This window comes from Pseudomonas sp. GW821-FHT07E12 (assembly GCF_058986605.1).
Genome location: NZ_JBYSVX010000028.1, coordinates 1 through 22,381 on the forward strand (window position 1 = coordinate 1; position 22,381 = coordinate 22,381).

Consider the following 22,381-nt stretch of genomic DNA (forward strand, 5'->3'; position numbering starts at 1 on the left):
CTTCCGCCGCGATGGGGCTTCCCCTGGAAAGCCCCATCGCGGCTGAAGCCGCTCCTACGAAGAAATGAGGGCGTCAAGCTTCGTGATGGACTCGGCCAGCACCGCGTCCGGTTGCGCCGCGACGTCCACCGCGATCACGTCAGGCTCGTCCGCCGGTGGCTGCAACGTCTGGAACTGGCTGTCCAGCAACGAAGCCGGCATGAAATGCCCGCCGCGCGCAGCCAGGCGCGCGGCGATCACCGCCGGAGCCGCATGCAGGAATACGAAGCGCATCGGTACGCCGCAAGCGCGCAGCAGCTCGCGATGTTCACGGCGCAGGCCGGAGAAGGCCAGCACCGATGATTGGCCGGCGTCGGCGCGTTGGCGCAGTTGCTCGCCCAGTCGCAACACCCAGGGCACGCGCTGGGTATCGCTGAGTGGCACGCCGGTGGCCATCTGCGCTCTGGCTGCTTCGCTGTGGAAGTCGTCGGCATCAAGGAACCCGAAGCCGTAGTGTTCGGCCAGCGCAAGCGCCACGGTGGACTTGCCGCTGCCGGAGACGCCCATCACCACGATGGCGCAAGGTTGGAGGAGCTGGGTCGGGTTCATCACAAAGCGTTATAGGTACGAATCGATTCGGCATGGTGCGGCGCTGTGCGCGGCCGCTGGTGTAGGGTTTGCGTCCCGGCGGAAGCCGCCGTCACGCGCCAGGAAGAATCGTATGCCGACAGCGCCGCATTCGGAACCGCCTGCCGCCGCACGGCTGCGGATGCGCGAGAAGACCGGCTACGCGCTCGGCGATCTCGGGTTGAACTTCTATTGGGCCAACATCTCCGCGTTCCTGCTGATCTTCTACACCGACACGATGGGGCTGCCGGCGGCGGCGGTCGGCACGATGATGCTGGTTGCCAAGATCGGCGATGCGATCAGCGATCCGCTGATGGGCATGCTGGCCGACCGCACCCGCACGCGCTGGGGACGGTTCCGGCCGTGGCTGCTGTGGGGTGCGTTGCCGATGGCGGTGACCGGCGTGTTGACCTACACGGTGCCGGATCTCGATCAGAGCGGTCGGCTGATCTGGGCCTATGCGACGTTCTCGCTGATGATGCTGGCCTACACCGTGGTGAGCATTCCGTACTCGGCTCTGTCGGGCGTGATCACCGCCGACGGGCAGCAGCGCACCACGCTGATCAGTTTCCGCTTCATCGCCGCGTTTGCCGGCACCACGCTGGTCAACTACGCAACGCTGGATCTGGTGCGCTGGCTGGGCGCCGGTGATGACGCGCTGGGCTGGCAGCGCACGCTGATGCTGTATGGCGTGATCGCGATGGTGTTGTTCGCCACCGCGTTCGCGAGCACCCGTGAGCGCGTGGTGCCGGTGTCCACGCAGCGCACGCCGCTGCGCCAGGATGTGGTCGATCTGCTCGGCAACCGGCCGTGGCTGGTGCTGTTCGTGCTGGCGCTGATCATCATGATCACGATCGTGATGCGCGGTGGTGCCGGCGTGTACTACTTCAAGTATTACCTGGCGCGGCCGGAACTGACCGGCTGGTTCCTTGGCAGCTATTCGGTGGCGCTCGCGGTGGGTGCGGCATCGACGCCATTGCTGACGCGCTGGCTGGACAAGCGTCGGCTGATGATGGTGTTGATGGTATTGGTCGCCGTGCTCAGCTGTGCGATGTACCTGTTGCCGCCTGACGCGATCGCAGCGGCGTTCGCGCTCAACGTGCTGGTCGGGCTCGCACTCGGTCCGAAGTCGCCGCTGGCGTTCTCGATGTACGCCGACACCGCCGACTACAACGAATGGCGCACCGGCCGGCGCGCCACCGGACTCAACTTCGCCGCGGCCACGTTTTCGCAGAAGCTGGGCGGCGCGCTGGCCTCGGCCGCGATCGCCTGGATGCTGGCGGCGATGGGCTACGTTGCCAACCAGTCGCAGAGCGATGCCTCGCAGCACGGCATCGTGCTGCTGATGACGGTGATCCCCGGCCTGATCGCGCTGCTGGCGGCGGCGACCATGCATTTCTATCCGCTCGACGACACGCGCCTGGCCGAGATCCAGCAGGCATTGGCAGCGCGTCGGCATTCCCAGGAAAGCGTTACATGACCGATATCGATGATCTGCTCGCGCCCAGTGCCGATGGCGAGCGTTATCTGCTGCACAGCCCCACCGCGATGCCGCAGGCCGGCGCGTTCCTGTGGAATCGCCGGATGATGATCCAGGCGACCTGCCGCGGCTACGCGACCGCGCAATTCATGCAGCCCGAGCCGGCCAAGTACGCGCATGCCCCGAATCTGGAAGCGCGCACCTTCATGCAGCCGGAGCAGCCGTACTACGCGCATCATCCGGGGCGCTTCTTTTATCTCAAGGATGAGGAAAGTGGCGCGCTGTACTCGGCGCCCTACGAACCGGTGCGTGCGCAGCCGCAGCGCTTCGTGTTTGCGCCCGGCAAGCACGATATCGTCTGGGAAGTGGAGTACGACGGGATCGTGATCGAGCTGCGGCTGGCGTTGCCGGCCGAGGATCCGCTCGAACTGTGGACGTGCACGCTGCGCAACCGGTCCGGGCGGCCGCGTCGGCTGTCGCTGTATCCGTATTTCCCGGTCGGCTACATGTCGTGGATGAACCAATCTGCTGAGTATCGCCCCGATCTGGGCGGCATCATCTGCCGCAGTGTGGCGCCGTACCAGAAGGTGGCCGATTACTTCCGTCAGCGAGATTTCAAGGACTGCACGTTCCTGTTGCACGAGCGTGCGCCGGTGGCGTGGGAGGCGCGCCAGAATGCGTTCGAAGGCGAGGGTGGATTGCATGCGCCTTCCGCGCTGGCCAGTGAGCGGCTTGGCAATAGTGATGCGCGTTATGAAATGCCGACCGCGGTGCTGCAGTACCGATTGACGCTGGCCGACGGCGAATCGGCCGAGCATCGTTTCCTGTTCGGCCCTGCGCGTGACGACACCGAAATCGCCGAGCTGCGCGCGCGTTACCTCTCGGCGGAAGGCTTCGCGCAGGCGCAGCGTGAGCAGATCGCACGACAAGCGGCCGGCACCGGTTGTCTGCGCATCCAGACCCCGGATGCGGCGCTCGACAACCTGGTCAATCACTGGCTGCCACGGCAGGTGTTCTATCACGGTGACGTCAACCGCCTGACCACCGACCCGCAGACCCGCAACTACCTGCAGGACCACCTGGGCATGAGCTACCTGCAACCGCAGGTAGCACGCGCCGCGCTGCTGCACGCGCTGTCGCAGCAGGAGCCGGGCGGTGCGATGCCGGATGGGATCCTGCTGGAGGCCGGCGCCGAGCTGAAGTACATCAACCAGGTGCCGCACACCGATCATTGTGTGTGGCTGCCGATCTTCCTCGACGCCTATCTCGGCGAGACCGGCGATGTCGCGCTACTCGATGAGGTCGTGACCGATGCTTCCGGAGAACGTCGCAGCGTCGCCGAGCGCGTGGACGCGGCGATGCGCCATCTGTTGCAGGCGCGCGATGCACGCGGTCTGAGTTACATCGCGCAGGGCGATTGGTGCGATCCGATGAACATGGTCGGCTGGCGCGGCACGGGCGTGTCGGGCTGGTTGACGTTGGCCACCGCGTACGCGTTGCGGCTGTGGTCGACGCTGTGCGCGCGGTATGGGCGCAGCGCGCAGGCGCAGGATTTCGCGGCGGCTGTCGAGGTGGTCAACGCCGATGCGAATCGCGAGCTGTGGGATGGCGACTGGTACGCGCGTGGCATTACCGATGACGATGTGCGTTTCGGTGTTGCGGCCGACGTCGAAGGTCGCATCTATCTGAATCCGCAAAGCTGGGCGATGTTGTCCGGCGCCGCCGATGCACCGCGTCGCACGCGTCTGCTTGCGGCGGTGGAGCAGCAACTGCACACGCCTTATGGGCCGGTGATGCTGGCGCCTGCCTATACCGGCATGCGCGAGGACGTTGGCCGGTTGACCCAGAAGCATCCGGGTTCGGCCGAGAATGGCGCGGTCTACAACCACGCTGCGGCGTTCTATCTGCACAGCCTGTATGCGGTCGGTGAGAGCGATCGTGCGTGGTCGGTGCTACGGGCGATGATTCCGGGTCCTGCATACGAGGACGCGCTGCAGCGTGGCCAGTTGCCGGTGTTCGTGCCGAACTACTACCGGGGCGCCTGGCGCGAGTTTCCGCGCACGGCTGGGCGCTCCAGTCAGTTGTTCAATACCGGCACTGTGGCGTGGGTGTATCGCAGTGTGCTGGAGGATCTGTTCGGCCTGCGTGGCGAGGGTGATGCGTTGGTGGTGGCGCCGCAGTTGCCCTCGCATTGGGATCGGGCTGGTGCGGTGCGTGAGTTTCGTGGGGCGCGGTTTGAGGTTGAGTATCGGCGGGAGCTGGGGTGTGCGGGTTTGCAGGTTTGGGTGGATGGGGTGGTGTGTGCGGGGGGCCGGATTGTTGGGTTTGTGGCGGGTGTGGTTTATCGGGTGGAGGTGGTGTTGCCGGTTGTGGGGGTGGGTGAGTTTCCGTAGGTGTAGGCGGTGTGGACTTACTGCCGGCGGGTCACCGGTCGTGATTCGGCGGCGATAGAGCTCTATCTGTAATCCGTCCATCGTCGTCCCCGCGCAGGCGGGACCCAGTGCCTTTTGCGCCATCCTTTTACCGTCATCTACACGAAGGCAGGGGGCTGGCGCTTTCCATGCCATCTCTCTACCGTCATCCCCGCGAACGCGGGGATCCATGGACGTTCGTGCAGGTGGCGGTGACCTTGCAGAGCGGAGCTTGTGCTTGCATCCCTTTTTCGGGGCTCCGCTGCTCTTGCGTTTGATTTGCTGTTGAAGGCAACAGCAACAGCAACAGCAACTTCAAAGGCTTTCGCTCCTTCGGAGCGAGTTACCTTGATCAGCCATTCGGCTGCTGTAAAGCGCTTCTTTGCTCGTGCAAAGAAACGTAACCCAAAGAAAGCACGCCCCACTCCTCGCGCCCTTCGCTGCGCTACGGGTCCACTGCGCCGGCGGGATTTTCTGACGCGGCATCCATGCCGCGGCAGAAAACGACGTGCATCCATGCACGTCGCCCTTCGGGTTTTGCCCGCTGACTTCGTCGCTGCGGATGGGGGCCCCGGGAAGGTCAAAGTCCAAGACCACTGCAAAGGCAAAATCACGAGCAACGGCAACGGCCAAAGCCGTCATTCCTGCGTAGGCGGGAATGACGATCTGTGAGGAAGTCGGTGAAGCCTCCGTGTGGTATCCGACCCCAGCCAGCAGGCCACACCCCGGCCCATCAGATGGCCGGCCTTCGGCCGTGTCCATCCCGGACTCGGCCTCACAGCCGCTACACTCGCCACTTCACGCATTGCCGGAGGGGCCTTGGTCTCAAGCTGGATCCTGCTGCTGGTCTCGGTTGGCTATGCCGCGCTGCTGTTCGGGGTGGCGTGGTGGGGTGACCGTCGTCCGCTGTATCCCGATCGTCCTTGGCTGCGGCCGGCGGTCTACAGCCTGGCGTTGGCGGTGTATTGCTCGTCGTGGACGTTCTATGGCGCGGTCGGGACGGCGGTGCGCAATGGCATTGGCTACCTGCCGATCTACCTGGGGCCGCTGCTGCTGCTGATCTTCGGTTGGCGCATCATCGAGCGGCTGGCGTTGATCGCGCGCAGCGAGAACACCGTTTCCATCGCCGATTTCATTTCCTCGCGCTACGGTCGTTCGCGGCGGCTCGCCGCGCTGGTGGCGGTGATCGCGTTGGTCGGCATCGTTCCGTATCTGGCGCTGCAATACAAAGCGGTGGCGATGAGCCTGGAGGTGTTGACCGGGCAGACCGGTGCTGAGCGTGGGTTCTTTACCGATCCGGCGCTGTACGTGGCGCTGTTGATGGCGCTGTTCGCCACGCTGTTCGGTACGCGTCAGGTCGATGCGACCGAGCACCACCACGGCATGATGCTGGCGATCGCGCTGGAATCGGTGGTCAAGCTGGGCGCGATGCTGGCGGTCGGGCTGTTCGCCTGGGGATGGTTGAACGATCGCCAGCTGCATATCGTCGATTCGGCACGCACGCTGTTCGCGCATACGCCGTCGGTCGGGTTCATCTCGCAGACGCTGCTGAGTTTTCTCGCCATCGTCTGTCTGCCGCGTCAGTTCCATGTGGCGGTGGTCGAGTGCAGCGACGTCGGCGACATCCGCCGTGCGCGTTGGCTGTTCGGCATCTATCTGGTGTTGATCTCGGCGATGGTGGTGCCGATCGCCTCGGCCGGCATCGCGCTGTTCGGCAGCGACAGCCAGGTGGTGGACGATGCGATGGTGCTGGCGCTGCCGCTGGCCGAAGGCAACACGTTGCTGGCACTGGTGGCTTACGTTGGCGGATTTTCGGCTGCCACCGGCATGGTGATCGTGGCCTCGATCGCGCTGGCGACAATGGTGTCCAACGATCTGGTGATGCCGGTGTTGCTGCGTCGCGAAGGTGGCCGCGCCGCCGCCGCCGATCGCGTGCTGTGGATCCGCCGCCTGGCGATTCTGTTGTTGGCGCTGATCGCCTACTCCTATTACCGCAGTTCCAGCAACGACAGCACGTTGGCGTCCTACGGGCTGATGGCGTTCGCGGCGGTGGCGCAGTTCGCGCCGGGCGTGATCGGTGGGCTGTACTGGCGCGGTGCCAGCCGCAAGGGCGTGGAGACCGGCATGGTGCTGGGCTTTGCGACCTGGGTGTACACGCTGCTGCTGCCGGCGATGACCGGTGCTGGTGTGTTCGATCCGGCATGGCTGCAGCGCGGTCCGTTCGGCATCAGCTGGCTGCAGCCGCAGCAACTGTTCGGCATGAGCGGCTGGGATCCGATCGCGCACGGCACCTTCTGGTCGCTGCTGATCAACACCGGCGCGATGATGGTGGTGTCCGCGCGCTGGCGGCCGGGTGTCGATGAGCGCCTGCGCGCCGCACCGTTCCTCGATCCATATGCGCAGCGGCCGGCGGTGGCGGGTGATTGGCCGGGTCACGTGCGCGTGGATGACCTGCTCGCCCTGGCCGAGCGCGTGGTCGGCGAGCGTCACGCGCATCGTGCCTTCGTCGAGCAGGCGCAGTTGCTGGGCCGCGAGTTGCACTCCAGCGCGGCGGCCGATCGCGCCTGGGTGCAGTTCACCGAGCGCCTGCTGGCCGCTTCGATCGGCGCGGCTTCGGCGCGACTGGTGCTGACCAGCCTGCTGCGCGGCTCGGGCATGGAACTGGGCGAAGTGGTGGCGGTGCTGGACGAGGCCGGCCAGGAGCTGCGCTTCAATCGCGAGATCCTCTCCACCACGCTGGAGAACATCAGCGGCGGCGTCAGCGTGGTCGATCCGGACATGCGCCTGACCGCCTGGAATCGCCGCTACCAGCAGCTGTTCGGCTATCCCGACGGCATGCTCTACGTCGGTCGCCCGGTTGCCGATCTGATCCGCTACAACGCCGAGCGCGGCGAGCTGGGCGAGGGCGATGCCGAGGCGCAGATCAGCCGTCGCATCAACCATATGCGCGCCGGTACGCCGCATGTGTTCGAGCGTACCCGCAGCGACGGCAAGGTGATCGAGATGCGTGGGCAGGCGCTGCCCGGTGGCGGCTATGTCACCAGCTACAACGACATCACCGATTACAAGCGCGCCGAGCTGGCGCTGCTGGAAGCCAACGAGACGCTGGAGCAGCGCGTGGCCGATCGCTCGCGCGAGGCGGAGCTGGCGCAGCAGTCCAAGACCCGCTTCCTGGCCGCGATCAGCCATGACGTGCTGCAGCCCCTCAACGCCGCGCGGTTGTTCGCCTCGGCGCTGCGCGAGAGCCATCAGAACAACGAGGAACAGCGTCACCTGGCCGAACGCGTCGATGCCTCGCTGCGTGCGGCCGAGGAATTGCTCGATGGTTTGCTCGATGTCTCGCGCCTGGATGCCGGCGGCCTGCGTCCGACCATCGAGGATTTCGACGCCGGCATGCTGCTGCAGGAACTGGCCGCACAGTACGCGCCGGTCGCCGCCAGCCGCGGGCTGAAGCTGTACGTGCATGCGCGCACGCTGTGGGTGCGCAGCGACCGCCGCCTGCTGCGTCGGGTGATGCAGAACTTCATCGCCAATGCGCTGCGCTACACGCGCCAGGGCCGTATCGTGCTCGGCGTGCGTGGACGTGGCCTGCAGGTGGAGTTGCAGGTCTGGGATACCGGCCCGGGCATCCCCGAGCATCACATGCAGCAGATCTTCGACGAGTTCCATCGTTACCAGCAGCCGTTCGACTGGGGCGAGCAGGGGCTGGGATTGGGCCTGTCGATCTGCCAGCGCATTTCGCGCCTGCTCGATCACGATCTCAACGCACGCAGCCAGGTCGGCAAGGGCAGCATGTTCTCGATCCTGCTGCCGCGCGTGGCGCCGGTGGTGCGCACGGTGGTCGCGACGGTACCGGCACGCGCGGCGAGCAGCGGCGAATCCCTGGCCGGCATGCGCGTGCTGTGCGTGGACAACGACCAGGAAATCCTCGACGGCATGCGCGCGTTGCTGGGTCGCTGGCAGGTACAGGTGATCACCGCCAGTACCGTCGATCAGGCGTTGGAGAAGGTGAACGAGCAGCCGGACGTGCTGCTGGTCGATTACCACCTGCACGATCGACTAGATGGATTGGACACGCTCGATGCACTCAACGCCGCCGCCTCGCGTCACATCCCCGGCGCGCTGCTGACCGCCGATGGCCGCGACGAACTCAAGCTGTTGACGCGCGAACGTGGTTATCGGTTGCTGACCAAACCGGTGAAGCCGGCTTCGTTGCGAGCGTTCCTGACGGCCTTCCATGATGGTTTGAAGGGCCGTGACTTGTGATTCGTAAAAGCCTGCTTCGGCGGGATGGCTTTTGTGGGAGGGACTTCAGTCCCGACGGGCATTACCGGCCGATTGTCGGGGCTGAAGCCCCTCCCACAAGAAAAGCACCAGATCGCTTGACAGCCAGAACGTGGCAAAGATGCTTATTCACGAATCACGGCACTCACGCCGCCCCACTCAAGTGCTCATAAAGAATCGTGCTGCCGACGAGCACCAGGATCACGCCGCCGATGATCTCGGCGCGCTTGCCGACCAGGGCGCCGAGCACGCGGCCGAGCATGATGCCGAGCGTGACCATCACCAGCGTGCACAGGCCGATGATGCTGGCGACTACACCGATGTGCACGTTGAGGAACGCGAGGCTGACGCCGACCGCCATCGCGTCGATGCTGGTGGCGAAGCCGGTGGTCGCCAGCGCCAGCAGGCCGTGGCGACTTTTGCAGTTGGCTTCTTCGGCCTCGTCGTCGTGGCCGGGACGCAGCCCGGCCACGATCATGTGGATGCCGAGCGCACCGAGCAGGCCGAACGCGATCCAGTGATCGAACGAGGCGACGTAGCTGGATGCGGCGCGGCCGAGCAGCCAGCCGAGCAGTGGCGTGATCGCTTCGATCAGACCGAACACGAGACCGACGCGCAAGGCATCGCGGAATTGCGGGCGGCGCATCGCGGCGCCCTTGCCGATCGCCGCGGCGAACGCGTCGGTCGACATCGCCAGGCCGATGAGCAGGATGGAAATGGGGGACATGCGGGGGAGCTGCTTCGGTCGGGCGTGAGCGGCAACGACACGCGCCCGCGCCCAACCGTCGTTGCGCACGCGTGTCGCTGGTCTCGCCAACCGGGATGGTTGCCCGCACCACGGCGCATTGGCCGAGTGTGTTGATACGGGCGCTTCCGGATACAGCAGGAAGCTGGCTACTCCCCAGAGGGGACGCGCAGTCTACTCGTGCGATTGCCGCGATTGGGCGTTTTGCCGCAACGCGAAGGCCGGTCTGATCTTCATAGCTTTGGCTATTCACAACGCCTGCGAATACGCCAATGCGTGCTGGCGCAATGCTTGCGTGCAACGTTTCGACGCAATGCAAAGGTGGGTCTGATCTTCATAGCATTTGCTATCCACATCGCCTGCGGATAGCTCGATGCACGCGGCGTATCGCCCGGCCACATCGCTTCGACACAATGCGAAGGCCGGTCTGATCTTCATGGTTCTGGTTATTGAAGGTCTAGATAACCCGGCTTTTGTTCGTCATTCCCGCTTGGTCAGCCATTCGGCTGCCGAAAAGCGCATCGCGGGAATGACGTCCCTGGGCTCCCAGAGATTGCGCGCCGACGCGTGGCTCAGCTGCGCGGCGGTGCGTAGCTCAGCGCACGCGAGATCTCCGCGGCGGCGGCGCATAACGCCTCGAGTGCCGCGCGCGCGGTGACGAGTTCGGGGCGACGTTCGATGAACGGCACGGTCAGGGTGTAGGCCGCGCTGTCGTGCTGCAGGATCGGCGCGGTGAGGTCGATCACGCCGACCACCGCTTCGCTGGCCTGCATGGCATAGCCCACGCTGTGCGCGGCTTGCGCGGCCTGCACGAATGCGGCGCGGTCGTACGGCACCGGGCTTTCATCGAGGGTCGTCAGCCAGCGCGCCTGCACGTCCGGATGCTGGAACGCGAACAACACCAGACCCGAGGTGGAATGCGCCAGCGGCCGACGATGGCCTGGCCGCACCACCATGCCGAGGTCGCTGGGCACGTCCATCTGCGCGATCACCACGATCTGGTCGTCGGATGGGGCGACCAGATGGCAGGGTTGGGAGATTTCGTGGGCCAACCGGCGCATCACCGGCAGTGCCGCCTCGGTGACGTTCTGCACCTGCGGCTGCTGCATGCCGAGCATGAACAGGTGGTTGGTGAGGACGTAGCCGCCCTCGACGTCGCGGGTCAGGTAGCCGCGCTCCTCCAGCACCTGCAGCATGCGGAAGATCTCCCCGCGCGAGCGGCCGATGCCCTGCGAGATCTCGCCCATGCTCTGTGGCCGGCCCTGACGCGCCAGCAGTTCGAGGATGTCCAGGCCCTTGTCCAGGGCGGGTGCGCGGTACTTGGGGGTCGGGGTGCTCATCCGCCAGGAGATGTCGTGATCTGCTCGATAGCGTACAGGGATCGCACTCGTTGAATCCCGTCCCCCGCTTGCGGGAGAAGGAACCGCACAAGTCCACATATGAACGAACATTTTATATTTGCATGATTCCGCCGGTCGCATTACCCTCCAGCGAACAATCCACGCGCAGCGTCGCAGACCTTGGGAGGGGTGGGCCGCATGCACTACAGCGACAACACCACGGTTGCGCCCGGCAACCTGGTCCGTACGGCCCTGGTGCCTTTGGTGCTGATCGTCAGCCTGTTTTTCTTCTGGGGTGTGGCGAACAACCTCAACGACATCCTGATCAAGCAGTTCAAGAAGGCCTTCGAGCTGTCCGACCTGCAGGCCGGGCTGGTGCAGAGCGCCTTCTACCTGGGCTACTTCGTGTTCGCGATGCCGGCGGCGATGTTCATGCGCCGCTACAGCTACAAGGCGGCGGTGGTGCTCGGCCTGCTGCTGTACGCGACCGGCGCGTTCCTGTTCTACCCGGCCGCGCAGCAGCACACCTACGGCCTGTTCCTGCTGGCGCTGTTCGTGATCGCCAGCGGGCTGGCGTTCCTCGAAACCACCGCCAATCCGCTGGTGACCGTGCTCGGCCCGGCCGAAGGCGCGGCGCGGCGGTTGAACCTGGCGCAGGCGTTCAATCCGCTGGGTTCGATCACCGGCGTGCTGATCGGCCAGCACTTCATCTTCTCCGGCGTGGAGCACAGCACGCAGGAGCTGGCGGCGATGGCGCCGGCCGCGCGCGACGCCTATCTCGCGGCCGAGTCGGCGGCGGTGCAGGGGCCGTATCTGCTGATCGGTGTGGTGGTGGTGCTGTGGGCGGTGTTGATCGCCTTCATCAAGTTCCCGACCACGCACGGTGATGTCGCCACGACCGGCAGTGGCCGCTCGCGCTTCGGCGCGTTGTTGCGTAATCGCCAGTTCGTGTTCGCGGTGGTGGCGCAGTTCTTCTACGTCGGCGCGCAGGTCGGGATCTGGAGCTACCTGATCCGCTACCTGCAGGACGCAGTGCCGGGCACGCCGGAAAAGACCGCGGCCAGCTTCCTGACGCTCTCGCTGGTGTTGTTCATGGCCGGCCGCTTCATCGGCACCGCGCTGCTGCGGGTGGTGTCGCCGGCGCGCTTGCTGGCGGTGTTCGCGCTGATCGACCTGCTGCTGTGCGCGGTCGCGATCGCGTTGCCGGGCTGGATCGGTCTGTATGCGCTGGTTGGGGCCAGCCTGTTCATGTCGGTGATGTTCCCGACCATCTTCGCGCTGGGCCTGGACGGGCTGGACGACGACAGCCGCAAGCTCGGTTCCTCGCTGCTGGTGATGGCGATCATCGGTGGCGCATTGCTGACCGCGCTGATGGGCGGCGTGTCGGATCTGGCCGGCATCCACTGGGCGATCACGGTGCCGGCGTTGTGCTTCGCGGTGATCCTCGCCTTTGCCTTGCGTGTGCGCCGCGCTGTGCCCGCTGCTTCCGGAGCCTGAGACCGTGCCTCGCCACTGTTACGTGCTGGACCTGCATGACGATGCGGCGCTGATCGCCGAGTACGAGCGTTGGCATCGCGCCGACACGGTGTGGCCGGAGATCGTGGCTTCGTTGCGTGAGGCCGGGATTCGCGAGCTGGAGATTTTCCGCAGCGGTGATCGGTTGGTGATGCTGATGGAGGTGGATGAGGGGTATTCGCCTGAGGCCAAGGCGGCTGCTGATGCGGGCAATCCGCGGGTGCAGGCGTGGGAAGAGCTGATGTGGCGCTTCCAGAAGCCGCTGCCGGGGTCGGCCCCTGGGGAGAAGTGGCGCGAGGCGGGGCGCATTTTTGCTTTGAGTGAGGCGGTGGTGGTGCAGGGCGATCGCACGGTGGAGTAGGCGCGACGAACAGAACCCGCCATTAAACAGAACTCGTCATTCCAGCGAAAGCGGGAATCCATGGACTTTGCTTTCAATGAGCCAACGTCCATGGATTCCCGCTTTCGCGGGAATGACGATCAAAATGCCTTCTTAGCGTTTCGTCGCCGCCAGGTCTTCCACCCAGAAACGCCCATCCGGGTAGCGGAACTCGTCGATAGAGGCCGCATGCATTTCAGCCGAGAAACCCGGCGCCTGCGGGGCCAGGTAGCGACCGTGCTGGATACGTACCGGGTCGATGAAGTGCTGGTGCAGGTGGTCGACGAACTCGATCGCGCGATCTTCCATCTGGCCGGTGATCGCCACGAAGTCGGCCATCGCCAGGTGCTGCACCAGCTCGCACAGGCCGACGCCGCCGGCATGCGGGAACACGCGCACGCCAAACTTCGCCGCCAGCAGCAGGATCGCGAGGTTCTCGTTGACGCCGCCCACGCGTGCGGCGTCGATCTGGATCAGATCCACCGCGCCGGCTTGCAGCAACTGCTTGAACACCACCCGGTTCTGGGTGTGCTCGCCAGTGGATACCGGCACCGGGGTGATACCGCGTCGGATCGCAGCGTGGCCGAGCACGTCGTCGGGGCTGGTCGGTTCTTCGATCCAGGCGATGTCGAATTCGGCCAGTTGGCGCATCCAGGCGATGGCCGGGCCCACGTCCCAGCGCTGGTTGGCGTCCACCGCCATCGCGATGTCCGGACCGATCGCTTTGCGTGCCAGTTGGCAACGGCGGATGTCGTCTTCGACGTTCGCGCCGACCTTCAGCTTGATGGTGCGGAAACCGTCGGCCACCGCTTCCTTCGCCAAGCGCACCAGCTTCTCGTCGGAGTAACCGAGCCAGCCGGGCGAGGTGGTGTAGGCCGGGTAGCCCTGTTCGATCAGCGCGGCGATGCGTTCGGCCTTGTGCGGCTCGGCCGCATGCAGCAGCGCCAGCGCGTCGTCGCGGGTCAGTGCATCGGTGAGGTAGCGGAAGTCGATGGTGTCGACCAGCTGCTCCGGCGTCAGCTCGGCGATGTAGCGCCACAACGGCTTGCCGGCCTTGCGTGCGGCCAGATCCCAGGCGGCGTTGATCACCGCGCCGATCGCCATGTGCATCACGCCCTTCTCCGGGCCGAGCCAGCGCAGCTGCGAGTCGTTGGTGAGCATGCGCGCGAAGCCGCCAAGATCGGCGACCACGTCCTCCACGCGCAGTCCGACCACATGCTCGGCCAGTGCGGCGACGGCGGCGGCCTGCACGTCATTGCCGCGGCCGATGGTGAACACCAGGCCATGGCCGGCCAATCCGTCGGCAGCGTCGGTGCGCAGCACCAGGTAGGCGGCGGAGTAATCGGGATCGGGATTCATCGCGTCGGAACCGTCGAGTTCGCGCGAGGTGGGGAAGCGGACGTCGTGGGTTTCGAGGGCGACGATGGTGCTCATGGAGGTCCAGGTGGGTGTGCGTAGGCGGGCAGAACGAAAGGGGGGAGACTGTGGGAGGGACGGACTTCAGTCCCGACGCTTTCGGCGCAAGGCCTCGTCGGGACTGAAGTCCCTCCCACAAAAAATCAGGCCGAACTACGCGTCACGCGGATGCGCAACCACTGCCTGACGCTGCTGGCCCAGGCCTTCGATACCGAGTTCCATCACATCGCCCGGCTTCAGATAGACCTGCGGCTTCTGGCCCAGGCCCACGCCCGGCGGAGTGCCGGTGCTGATCACGTCGCCCGGCATCAGCGTCATGTAGCGGCTGATGTGGCTGACCAGTTCGGCCACGCCGAACACCATCGTGCGGGTGCTGCCGTTCTGGTAGCGATGGCCGTTGACCTCCAGCCACATCGACAGGTTCTTCGGGTCGGGCACTTCGTCGGCGGTGACCAGCCACGGGCCGATCGGTCCGAAGGTGTCGGCGCTCTTGCCCTTCACCCACTGCCCGCAATGTTCGAGCTGGAACTCGCGCTCGGACAGGTCGTTGACCACCAGATAGCCGGCGACGTGCTGCATCGCCTCTTCCAGCGACACATCGCGTGCGATGTCGCCGATCACCACGCCCAGCTCGACTTCCCAGTCGCTCTTCTTCGAGCCACGCGGAATCACCACGGTGTCGTTGGGGCCGCTGATCGCGGTGGTCGCCTTCATGAACAGCACCGGCATCGCTGGCACGTCCATGCCGGACTCGGCGGCGTGGTCGGCGTAGTTCAGGCCGACGCAGATGAACTTGCCGACGCGCCCGACTGCGGCGCCATAGCGCACCTCGCCTTCCACCCGCGGCAGCGAGGCCGGGTCGAGTGCGCGCAGCTTGTCCAGGCCGGCGGCGGTCAGGTGTTCGCCGGCGACATCGTCGATGATGCCGGACAGGTCACGGATGCGGCCTTCGCCGTCGAGCAGGCCGGGACGTTCCTGGCCGGGTTCACCGAAGCGTACGAGTTTCATGGGGATTCCTTTTTTCCAGAGTCGGGATCAGTTGGACCAGCCGCCATCGATGATGTGCGTCTGGCCCGTAGTGAAGGACGCCTCGTCCGAGGCCAGATAGACGACCAGCTGCGCGATCTCGCGCGGGTCGCCGAGGCGGCCCATCGGCTGGCGATCGGTGAAGCTCTTCCACACCGCCTGCTCGTCGCCGCCGAGCGCGGCCACGCGCTGCGCCAACGACGGCGTTTTCACCGTGCCGGGGCAGATCGCGTTGCAACGCACCCCCTGCGCAACGTAATCGGCGGCGATCGCCTTGCTCAGCCCGATCACCGCCGCCTTGGTGGCGCCGTAGGCGAAGCGGTTGGGCACGCCCTTGATGCTGGAGGCGACCGAGGACATGTTGATGATGCTGCCGCGCCCTTGAGCGAGCATGCCCGGCAGCACCGCGCGGCAGCTGTGGTACATCGCATCGACGTTGATCGTGAACGAACGTCGCCACGCATCGGCATCGCAGTCGAGGATGCTGCCCGCGTGCACGTAGCCGGCGCAGTTGAACAGCACGTCGAACGGCCCGTGCGTGGCGATCAGCGTTTCGATCGCGGCCGGATCGGTGACGTCCAGCGTCTGCCCGGTGATCGATGGATGTTCGGCGCTCAACGCGGCCAGCGCGGCGGCGTCGATATCGGTGGCCAGCACCTGGGCGCCTTCGCGCGCGCAGGCCAGCGCGCTCTCGCGGCCGATCCCGGCGCCAGCGGCGGTGATCAGGCAACGCTTGCCTTGCAGACGGTTCATCGTGGACCTCGTGGGGGAGAAGAAAGAGGACCCCGCACATGGATGTGCGGTGCTGTTGTGAAGGACTCACAGAAAAGCGTCATGCCGACATCGCCGGCGCGAGTCGGTAGAACGCGGCAGCGTTGTCGGCGAACACCGCTGCTTCGTGCCCAGGCGCCTCACGCGCGGCCAGCGCCTGCGCGAGCGCGAGCCACTGCGCGTAGTCCGCGCGCTGGGTCAGCACCGGCCAGTCGCTGCCCCACAGCACGCGCTGCGGGCCGAACTGTGCGAACAGGTGCGCGGCGTACGGCGCCAGGATGTCGATACCGGCGCCGGGTGCGGCCTCGGTAAGCAGGCCGGAGAACTTGCAGCGCACGCTCGGATAGCGTGCCAACGTGGTGAGGGCGGCGGCCCAATCGGTGAACTCGCTGCCGGCGATGTCCGGTTTGGCGGCGTGGTCGATCACCACGCGCAACTGCGGATGGCGATGCAGCCGTGTTTCCAGTGCCCGCGCGTGAACGCTGCGGATCAGCGCATCGAACGCCAGATCGTGCTCGATCATCGCGTCGAAGGCTGGATCCTGCACTGGCCGCGCCAGCCAGTTCGGATCGGCGATGTCCTGCACCATCGGTCGCAGGCCCTTGAGCAATCCGCCGCCATCGGCGCACAGTGCAGCGATGCGTGCAGGTGCATCGCTGGCATCGAAATCGACCCAGCCCACCACGCCGGCGATGCGCGGATCAACCTCGGCCAGCGTGAACAGATAGCGGGTTTCGGCCTCGGTCGCGGCGGCTTGCACCACCACGACGCGATCGACTTCGGCGGCATCCAGTTCAGCGCCGACGTCGTCGGGCAGGAAATCCCGGTACAACGGCGCCAACGCCGGCGTCAGCCAGTCGTAGTCGCCGCGCGACAGTTGCCAGAAATGCAGATGGGCATCGACGCGTTTCATGGCGTGGGCAGATCGGCCTCAAGCAGGCCCTGCGCACGCAGCTCGCCCCACAGCGCCGCCGGCAGCGATGCATGCAGGCGGCTCAACGCGATGGCGACTTCCTCCGGCGTGCGCAGCCCGGCCACCACCGCCGCCACCGCCGGATGCGCGAGCGGGAACTGCAACGCCGCCGCGCCGGTATCCACGTCGTGCGCGGCGCAGGCGGCGTACAGGCGGCGCGCGTGTGCCAGCGTGTCGGCGTCGGCTGGGGCGTAGTTGTAGGTCTGGCCGGGGCCGCGCGGATCGCCGAGCAGGCCCGAGCTGTAGGGGCCGGCGACCAGCAGCGAGACGCCACGACGCTGCGCTTCATCCAGCAGCGTGCGCGCGCCGTGCTGTTCGAGCAGCGTGTAGCGGCCGGCGAGCATGATGCAGTCGAGCGTGGTCTCGGCCAGCACGTCCAGCGCGACGTCCTGCTCGTTGACGCCCAGTCCGATCGCGCCGCACAGGCCCTGCGATTTCAGCTCCGCCATGGTCGGCAGCGCCTCGTCCAGCGCCTGGCGCAGCACTTCGGCATGCCGCTCGCCGTGGGTGAGCCGGCCGATGTCGTGCAGCAGCAGGATGTCGATGCGATCGGTGCCGAGCCGCTGCAGGCTCGACTCGAATGCGCGCAGCACGCCGTCGCGGCTGTAGTCGAACTCGGCGCGCCAACCGGCCACCGCAAAGCCGTCGCGACCGGCCTGTGCGCCCGGATCCTCGATCAGGCGGCGGCCGACCTTGGTCGACAGCGTGTAGCTCTCACGCGGCACGCCAGCCAGGGCGCGGCCAAGTCGCGTCTCGCTCAGGCCATAGCCGTAGTAAGGCGCGCTGTCGAAATGACGGATCCCGCCGGCGTGCGCGGCGCGTACCGCAGCCAGCGCGATGTCTTCGTCGACCTCGCTGTACAGATTGCCGATCGGCGCGGCGCCAAAGCCCAGCGGCGACAGCCGCACCGACGTGTTGCCGATCTGGCGTGGCCGTGCGTCGTCCGCCGGATGGGGCGGCTGCGGGGGAAGCGCGTGCGCGCTGGCATGCATGGATAAGACTCCGCGAGACAGGCTCGGCCTGTCGTTATGTTCGCATATGAATATATGAGTCACAGGTAAAAATCATGTTGCGATGCAGCGCGACGGCCCGCTGATCGGGCTCGGCCGCCGGTGCCGGTCATCGAATCGACACGCGCGGATGCTGAGATGGGCAGGTCGCGCCCCTGGTGCTTGCGACGTGGCGGCCCTCGAAACCCGCGTGCCCCCATCGAACGACAACGTTCGAAAGTCGGCCTAAAGAAGCTCCGGAACAGGCCGATACATACTGCGGATTTCTGTCCGGTCCCCCTGTATGTCGTTCTCGATGGGCATCGCCCGCAAGCTTCGTTTCAGCCTCGTCGCCCTGGTGTTGGGGTTGAGTCTGATCGGTTTCGCCTATTGGCGCGTCAGCGCCGGCAACGCGCTCGCGGACCAGCGGCTCGGCCATTTCCAGGCCGAGAGCGCCCGGGTGCAGTCGCTGGCAGAGGCGTTCGCCGAGGCCCGGCGCAGCCAGGTCGAATATGCCATGTCGTTCTCCGCCGCGAGCGGGCAGGCGTTCGAACGGGCGCTGGAACGCCTGCGCACGCTGGCAGGCGCGGGCAAGACGCCGCTGCAGCTCGCGGTACAGGACTATCTCCAATCAGGACGCGCGCTGGATGAGCGTATCGCCGAACTGGGAGATGACGAAGACGCGGGCCTGCAAGGCCAACTGCGCACGGCGGTGCACGGCATGGAAGAGATGCTGGCGAAGTACCACGTGCCGGAACTGCAGGTCTCGATGCTGAAGATGCGCCGCTCGGAGAAGGACTTCATCCTGCGTCGCGAACAGAAATACGCAGATGCCCTCGGCGAAGAGGCGATGCCGTTCGAGCTGCTGCTGGGCAAGGCGCGTATCCCGGAAGCGGACAAGAACCAGATCCGCGAACTGATGCAGCAGTATCAGGGCGCTTTCATCTCCTACGCCGCCTCACGTTTCGGCATGGACAGCGAGGCCGAAGCGCTGGACGCGGCCGCCGCCCAGGTCGTGCCCGCACTGGAGGCGCTGCGCACACGCCAGGCCGCGCTGCTGGAGCAACAGCGCCAGGCCCAGGCCGCCGATCGCACGCGCATGAACGTGATCTTCGGTGCCACCTTGCTGGCGGTCGCGGTCGTGCTGGTCTCGATGTTGCTGCTGTTGCTGCGCGCGATCGTGCGACCGCTGGACGAAGCGGTGGTGTTCGCCCGCGCGATCGCCGATGACCGTCTCGACGGCCACCTCGCCGTGCGCAACCCGCATGACGAGATCGGTCGCCTCGGCCAGGCGCTGGGGCAGATGCAGGCAAGCCTGCGCCAGCGCATCGAGACCGAACGCAGCGCCGCGCGCGAGAACCAGCGCGTCCGCCAGGCGCTGGACGCCGCGCTGGCCAACGTCATGGTGGTCGATGCCGACGGCGTGGTGGTGTACGCCAACGCCTCGCTGTGCTCCACCTTCGCCCGCGCCGGCATCGATGCTGGCGAGCTGATGGGAACACCGGCCGAGCGACTGGACGAAGAATTAAGGCGTCAGTTCGATGCCGCCGCCGACAGCGGCGCGATGCAGCATGCCGAGTTGGCGCTCGGCGATACCCGCTTCGTCCTGCAGACCAGCCCGGTGCAGGCCGACGGCCGCCTGCTCGGCGCGGCGATCGAGTGGCAGGATCGACGCCTGGAGCTGGTGATCGAGCACGAGGTTTCGGCGCTGGTCGCGCGTGCGGCGCAAGGTCATCTGGACCAACGCATCGACCTCACCGACAAGGAAGGTTTTGTGCACCGCCTGGCCGAGAGCGTGAACCTGCTGCTGGGCAGCGTGGAGCAGCATCTGGACGAGGCCACGCGCGTGCTGGGCTGTTTCGCCGAGGGCGATCTGCGCGAGCGCATGCACGGTGACTGCGAGGGTGTGTATGCACGCATGCAGCAAGCGGTGGACGCAGCGATATGCCAGGTCGGCCAGATCGTGATCGACATCCAGCGCTCGGCCACCAGCGTGCATGCCTCGGCCGACGAAATGGCGTCCGGCACCGCCGACCTGTCCGCGCGCAACGAACGCCAGGCCGCCGACGTGCAGCGCGTGACCGCGCTGGTCGCCTCGGTATCGGAAGAGGCGCAGCAGAACCTGCAACGTGCCCGCGAGAGCGCCGCGATGAGCGGAGAAGCCAGCGCCGCCGCGCAACGCGGACGCGAAGTCGCGCAGGCCGCCATCGCCGGCATGCATGGCGCACGTGGATCGGCGCAACGTATCCGCGACATCGTCGCCACCGTCGACGGCCTGGCATTCCAGACCAACCTGCTCGCATTGAACGCCGCCGTGGAAGCCGCACGCGCCGGCTCGCACGGCCGCGGCTTCGCCGTGGTCGCCAGCGAAGTACGCAGCCTGGCGCAACGCTCGGCGAACGCCTCGCAGGAGATCCGTCGCCTGATCGATCACTCGCTGCAGGAAGTCGAAGCCGGCGCCAAGCTGGTCGACGGCACCGGCGCGACGATGGACGAAATCCTGCGCAAGGTGCAGCGAGTCGCCGACATGATGGGCGAAATCAGCGACGCCTCCAGCCGCCAGGGCGGCGCCGTCGCCGAAGTCGGCCACGTACTGCGCCGGATCGGCCAGAGCACCGAACAGAACGCCGCTCTTGCCGAGGAATCATCCGCCGCTGCCGGCAACATGCGTGAGCAGGCTGCACGTCTGGCCGACGCGGCAGAGGCGTTCGTGGCGGAAGATGAAGCGGCAGAATTCGCCCTTGTACCGGAGCCGGATCTTGGGTTGGAGCTCGAACGTCCGGCCTGCTGATTCTGGCTGCTATGAGGCGGTTTTCAGAAGAAGATCGTGTGTCTGGCCACCGGCTAGATCGGAGTCTGTCGGGGCGAGGGAGCGGGCTCGCGGTGAAGCGGTCTCAGTCAGGCTGGTACACCGTCCCATCGCATGGAGCGCCATTTGCTGGATGCGCACCACGTATTCCAGGTCATTGACTAACGAACTGAGCGCTCGGGTCGTCGCGATGATTCTTGTCACCTTTGCTCGTTTTGTGGCCTGAGCCCGAAGTCGAGTTCTACCCGAATCGGAGTACCCGTCTTGGCGCGACAAGTCTACGGTCGACGCTCTGCCGAGCGCGCTCTCAGTCCCTGAGACGTCCAAGAAATAGGATCCAAACCCGATGGGTGGGATGTAGCGCTTCTGTCTCGCGGGATCCGTGCGAAGGCAAATTAGAGGATGCCGTGACCCGTGCAAAACGCGGCTCAAATCCAAAGCGAATGTTTGGCCGCGCCTCGGTTCGTATGGCGGTGGGCCAGGAGAATGGACAAGTGGTTACTGGGACAATATGGAGGGTAGGCCGTGGCTGATGTTAGAGAGCTTCTAGCGAGGTTTGGACCCGGGAGCATGCGTTTCGATGTGCGCATCGAGAGTGGATATGCGCGTGACCGGCTCGATGTTGCAGGTGCTCTGGGATTCGTTCCAGCGGGACTGGGCCGCGAGGTATTGGAATGTTGCCATTGCTCAGACGTGGTTCGGCCAACGCGGGCTCTCATGAACTATGTGTTGACCGAAGTGGGCAAAGAATGGAGTCAGCAGGCAGATCAAGTTAGAGACGCCCGTCTGTTGCTGAGCATGGCTGAGGTGCGCGCGGTTTATCACGGCGTCGTAACCGCCGAGCAACGCCACGAGCTGCAACGGGCACGTGAAGCTTTCGAGCAGGCAAGAAGCCAGTGCTGGCCCAAAGAGCTACCGAACGTGCTACCAAGAATGGTTATCGCCGTGTTGCTAGAGATCAAAAAGCGGAACAGTTGCCCAGAATGCATGGGAAGAAGAGAGGTTAGGAAAGCTGATACGGGTGTTGTGGTGAAGTGCGGGAAATGCGGAGGAAGTGGAGTAATAGCCGTCAGCGATCGATCCCGTGCCGAAGCCATAGGACGTCATGTGGAGAGTTATCGCCGTCATTGGGCAATCGCTTACGCATGGATGCTGGCACTGCTTGGTGACGCCGAGACGGGCGCAGTACTCGCGTTGCGTCGAGCACTAAGACAAGGCGATGAGCTATCGGCTTGAAAGGCCGACATTATCATCGATAGATTTGTCAGTATGACGATAGACCCGCTTATTGGCGGGTCTTACTTTTCACTATTGTTGAAATCTTAGGAATTAATACGTAAATGTCGGCTTGAAGAGCCGACACTAAAATTGATAAATTCTCCAGCATCGGGAATTATTCGAGATGCTGAAGAAGTTGTTTATACCATATGGATTCCTTGTTTTCGTCAATTCCAATGGGAAAATAGTTGCGCCGTTATTAATAAAATATGACATTGGTATCAACAAGGTGACGCAAACCTCCAAGATAAATGAGCATTCATCGCTCGGATACTTCGTAAAATGAGTTAATACAAATAATAATGTCGGCTTGAAGGGCCGACGCTTGAGCGGATAGATTTACCAACATAGCGAAGTGA

Annotated in this window: 15 protein-coding genes and 1 pseudogene; 8 read left to right on the top strand and 8 right to left on the bottom strand. The window is 65.3% G+C overall.

Annotation, left to right across the window (positions count from 1 at the left end; genetic code table 11):
• Positions 1 to 54: 54 nt before the first annotated feature.
• On the bottom strand, positions 55 to 588 hold the full coding sequence (locus tag AC3WJE_RS14775) for a gluconokinase (protein ID WP_493731575.1): 534 nt from the start codon (positions 586 to 588) through the stop codon (positions 55 to 57).
• A gap of 112 nt (positions 589 to 700) precedes the next feature.
• Between AC3WJE_RS14775 and AC3WJE_RS14780 the strand changes: the two genes are divergently transcribed.
• The 3 genes from AC3WJE_RS14780 to AC3WJE_RS14790 all read left to right on the top strand — a co-directional run bounded on the left by AC3WJE_RS14780 (position 701) and on the right by AC3WJE_RS14790 (position 8,763).
• Positions 701 to 2,086 carry an MFS transporter gene (locus AC3WJE_RS14780; protein ID WP_493731576.1) on the top strand — a complete coding sequence of 462 codons (1,386 nt, stop codon included), beginning with the start codon at positions 701 to 703 and terminating at the stop codon, positions 2,084 to 2,086.
• Complete coding sequence (locus AC3WJE_RS14785; RefSeq protein WP_493731577.1) at positions 2,083 to 4,479, top strand: GH36-type glycosyl hydrolase domain-containing protein; 2,397 nt, start codon at positions 2,083 to 2,085, stop codon at positions 4,477 to 4,479. The genes AC3WJE_RS14780 and AC3WJE_RS14785 overlap by 4 nt, the downstream gene beginning before the upstream one ends.
• 837 nt (positions 4,480 to 5,316) lie before the next feature.
• Entirely contained in the window at positions 5,317 to 8,763 is a 3,447-nt protein-coding gene (locus AC3WJE_RS14790; protein WP_493731578.1) for a hybrid sensor histidine kinase/response regulator, read from the top strand.
• Between the two features lie 163 nt (positions 8,764 to 8,926).
• Here the strand turns inward: AC3WJE_RS14790 and AC3WJE_RS14795 are convergent, their stop codons facing one another.
• Together AC3WJE_RS14795 and AC3WJE_RS14800 are read right to left on the bottom strand one after the other, a co-directional pair.
• The gene (locus AC3WJE_RS14795) at positions 8,927 to 9,508 is read right to left on the bottom strand and encodes a manganese efflux pump MntP (RefSeq protein WP_493731579.1); all 582 of its coding nucleotides are present in this window, start codon (positions 9,506 to 9,508) and stop codon (positions 8,927 to 8,929) included.
• 590 nt (positions 9,509 to 10,098) lie between these two features.
• On the bottom strand, positions 10,099 to 10,866 hold the full coding sequence (locus AC3WJE_RS14800) for an IclR family transcriptional regulator (RefSeq protein ID WP_493731580.1): 768 nt from the start codon (positions 10,864 to 10,866) through the stop codon (positions 10,099 to 10,101).
• 198 nt (positions 10,867 to 11,064) lie between these two features.
• On the opposite strand from AC3WJE_RS14800, the gene fucP reads away from it, so the two are divergent.
• Complete coding sequence (gene fucP, locus AC3WJE_RS14805) at positions 11,065 to 12,363, top strand: L-fucose:H+ symporter permease (RefSeq protein WP_493731581.1); 1,299 nt, start codon at positions 11,065 to 11,067, stop codon at positions 12,361 to 12,363.
• A complete protein-coding gene (locus tag AC3WJE_RS14810; RefSeq protein ID WP_493731630.1) occupies positions 12,347 to 12,742 on the top strand; it encodes an L-fucose mutarotase in 396 nt (131 codons plus the stop codon). Before fucP ends, AC3WJE_RS14810 begins: the two co-directional genes overlap by 17 nt.
• A gap of 132 nt (positions 12,743 to 12,874) precedes the next feature.
• Here the strand turns inward: AC3WJE_RS14810 and AC3WJE_RS14815 are convergent, their stop codons facing one another.
• The 5 genes from AC3WJE_RS14815 to AC3WJE_RS14835 all read right to left on the bottom strand — a co-directional run bounded on the left by AC3WJE_RS14815 (position 12,875) and on the right by AC3WJE_RS14835 (position 17,938).
• Positions 12,875 to 14,194, bottom strand: coding sequence for an L-fuconate dehydratase (locus AC3WJE_RS14815; RefSeq protein WP_493731582.1), 1,320 nt, complete (start codon positions 14,192 to 14,194; stop codon positions 12,875 to 12,877).
• 135 nt (positions 14,195 to 14,329) lie between these two features.
• Entirely contained in the window at positions 14,330 to 15,184 is an 855-nt protein-coding gene (locus AC3WJE_RS14820; protein WP_493731583.1) for a fumarylacetoacetate hydrolase family protein, read from the bottom strand.
• A gap of 27 nt (positions 15,185 to 15,211) precedes the next feature.
• A complete protein-coding gene (locus AC3WJE_RS14825; RefSeq protein ID WP_493731584.1) occupies positions 15,212 to 15,955 on the bottom strand; it encodes an SDR family oxidoreductase in 744 nt (247 codons plus the stop codon).
• A 79-nt stretch (positions 15,956 to 16,034) separates the two neighbouring features.
• Positions 16,035 to 16,886, bottom strand: coding sequence for an amidohydrolase family protein (locus AC3WJE_RS14830; RefSeq protein ID WP_493731585.1), 852 nt, complete (start codon positions 16,884 to 16,886; stop codon positions 16,035 to 16,037).
• Positions 16,883 to 17,938 (bottom strand): aldo/keto reductase, encoded by a 1,056-nt coding sequence (locus AC3WJE_RS14835; RefSeq protein ID WP_493731586.1) that lies wholly within the window; start codon positions 17,936 to 17,938, stop codon positions 16,883 to 16,885. The genes AC3WJE_RS14830 and AC3WJE_RS14835 overlap by 4 nt, the downstream gene beginning before the upstream one ends.
• Positions 17,939 to 19,088: 1,150 nt before the next feature.
• Here AC3WJE_RS14835 and AC3WJE_RS14840 point away from each other — a divergent pair.
• The 3 genes and pseudogenes from AC3WJE_RS14840 to AC3WJE_RS14850 form a co-directional block, all read left to right on the top strand.
• Positions 19,089 to 19,583: pseudogene (locus tag AC3WJE_RS14840) on the top strand (HAMP domain-containing protein); the annotation flags it as partial.
• The gene (locus tag AC3WJE_RS14845) at positions 19,557 to 20,726 is read left to right on the top strand and encodes a methyl-accepting chemotaxis protein (RefSeq protein WP_493731631.1); all 1,170 of its coding nucleotides are present in this window, start codon (positions 19,557 to 19,559) and stop codon (positions 20,724 to 20,726) included. The pseudogene AC3WJE_RS14840 and the gene AC3WJE_RS14845, both read left to right, overlap by 27 nt.
• 735 nt (positions 20,727 to 21,461) lie before the next feature.
• Positions 21,462 to 21,980 (top strand): hypothetical protein, encoded by a 519-nt coding sequence (locus tag AC3WJE_RS14850; RefSeq protein ID WP_493731587.1) that lies wholly within the window; start codon positions 21,462 to 21,464, stop codon positions 21,978 to 21,980.
• Positions 21,981 to 22,381 lie beyond the last annotated feature (401 nt).

Bases quoted from the DNA above. Each gene is read 5' to 3' on its own strand.
- AC3WJE_RS14775 (WP_493731575.1), bottom strand. From the start codon at position 588: ATGAACCCGACCCAGCTCCTCCAACCTTGCGCCATCGTGGTGATGGGC.
- AC3WJE_RS14780 (WP_493731576.1), top strand. From the start codon at position 701: ATGCCGACAGCGCCGCATTCGGAACCGCCTGCCGCCGCACGGCTGCGG.
- AC3WJE_RS14785 (WP_493731577.1), top strand. From the start codon at position 2,083: ATGACCGATATCGATGATCTGCTCGCGCCCAGTGCCGATGGCGAGCGT.
- AC3WJE_RS14795 (WP_493731579.1), bottom strand. From the start codon at position 9,508: ATGTCCCCCATTTCCATCCTGCTCATCGGCCTGGCGATGTCGACCGAC.
- AC3WJE_RS14800 (WP_493731580.1), bottom strand. From the start codon at position 10,866: ATGAGCACCCCGACCCCCAAGTACCGCGCACCCGCCCTGGACAAGGGC.
- fucP (WP_493731581.1), top strand. From the start codon at position 11,065: ATGCACTACAGCGACAACACCACGGTTGCGCCCGGCAACCTGGTCCGT.
- AC3WJE_RS14815 (WP_493731582.1), bottom strand. From the start codon at position 14,194: ATGAGCACCATCGTCGCCCTCGAAACCCACGACGTCCGCTTCCCCACC.
- AC3WJE_RS14820 (WP_493731583.1), bottom strand. From the start codon at position 15,184: ATGAAACTCGTACGCTTCGGTGAACCCGGCCAGGAACGTCCCGGCCTG.
- AC3WJE_RS14825 (WP_493731584.1), bottom strand. From the start codon at position 15,955: ATGAACCGTCTGCAAGGCAAGCGTTGCCTGATCACCGCCGCTGGCGCC.
- AC3WJE_RS14830 (WP_493731585.1), bottom strand. From the start codon at position 16,886: ATGAAACGCGTCGATGCCCATCTGCATTTCTGGCAACTGTCGCGCGGC.
- AC3WJE_RS14835 (WP_493731586.1), bottom strand. From the start codon at position 17,938: ATGCATGCCAGCGCGCACGCGCTTCCCCCGCAGCCGCCCCATCCGGCG.
- AC3WJE_RS14850 (WP_493731587.1), top strand. From the start codon at position 21,462: ATGAACTATGTGTTGACCGAAGTGGGCAAAGAATGGAGTCAGCAGGCA.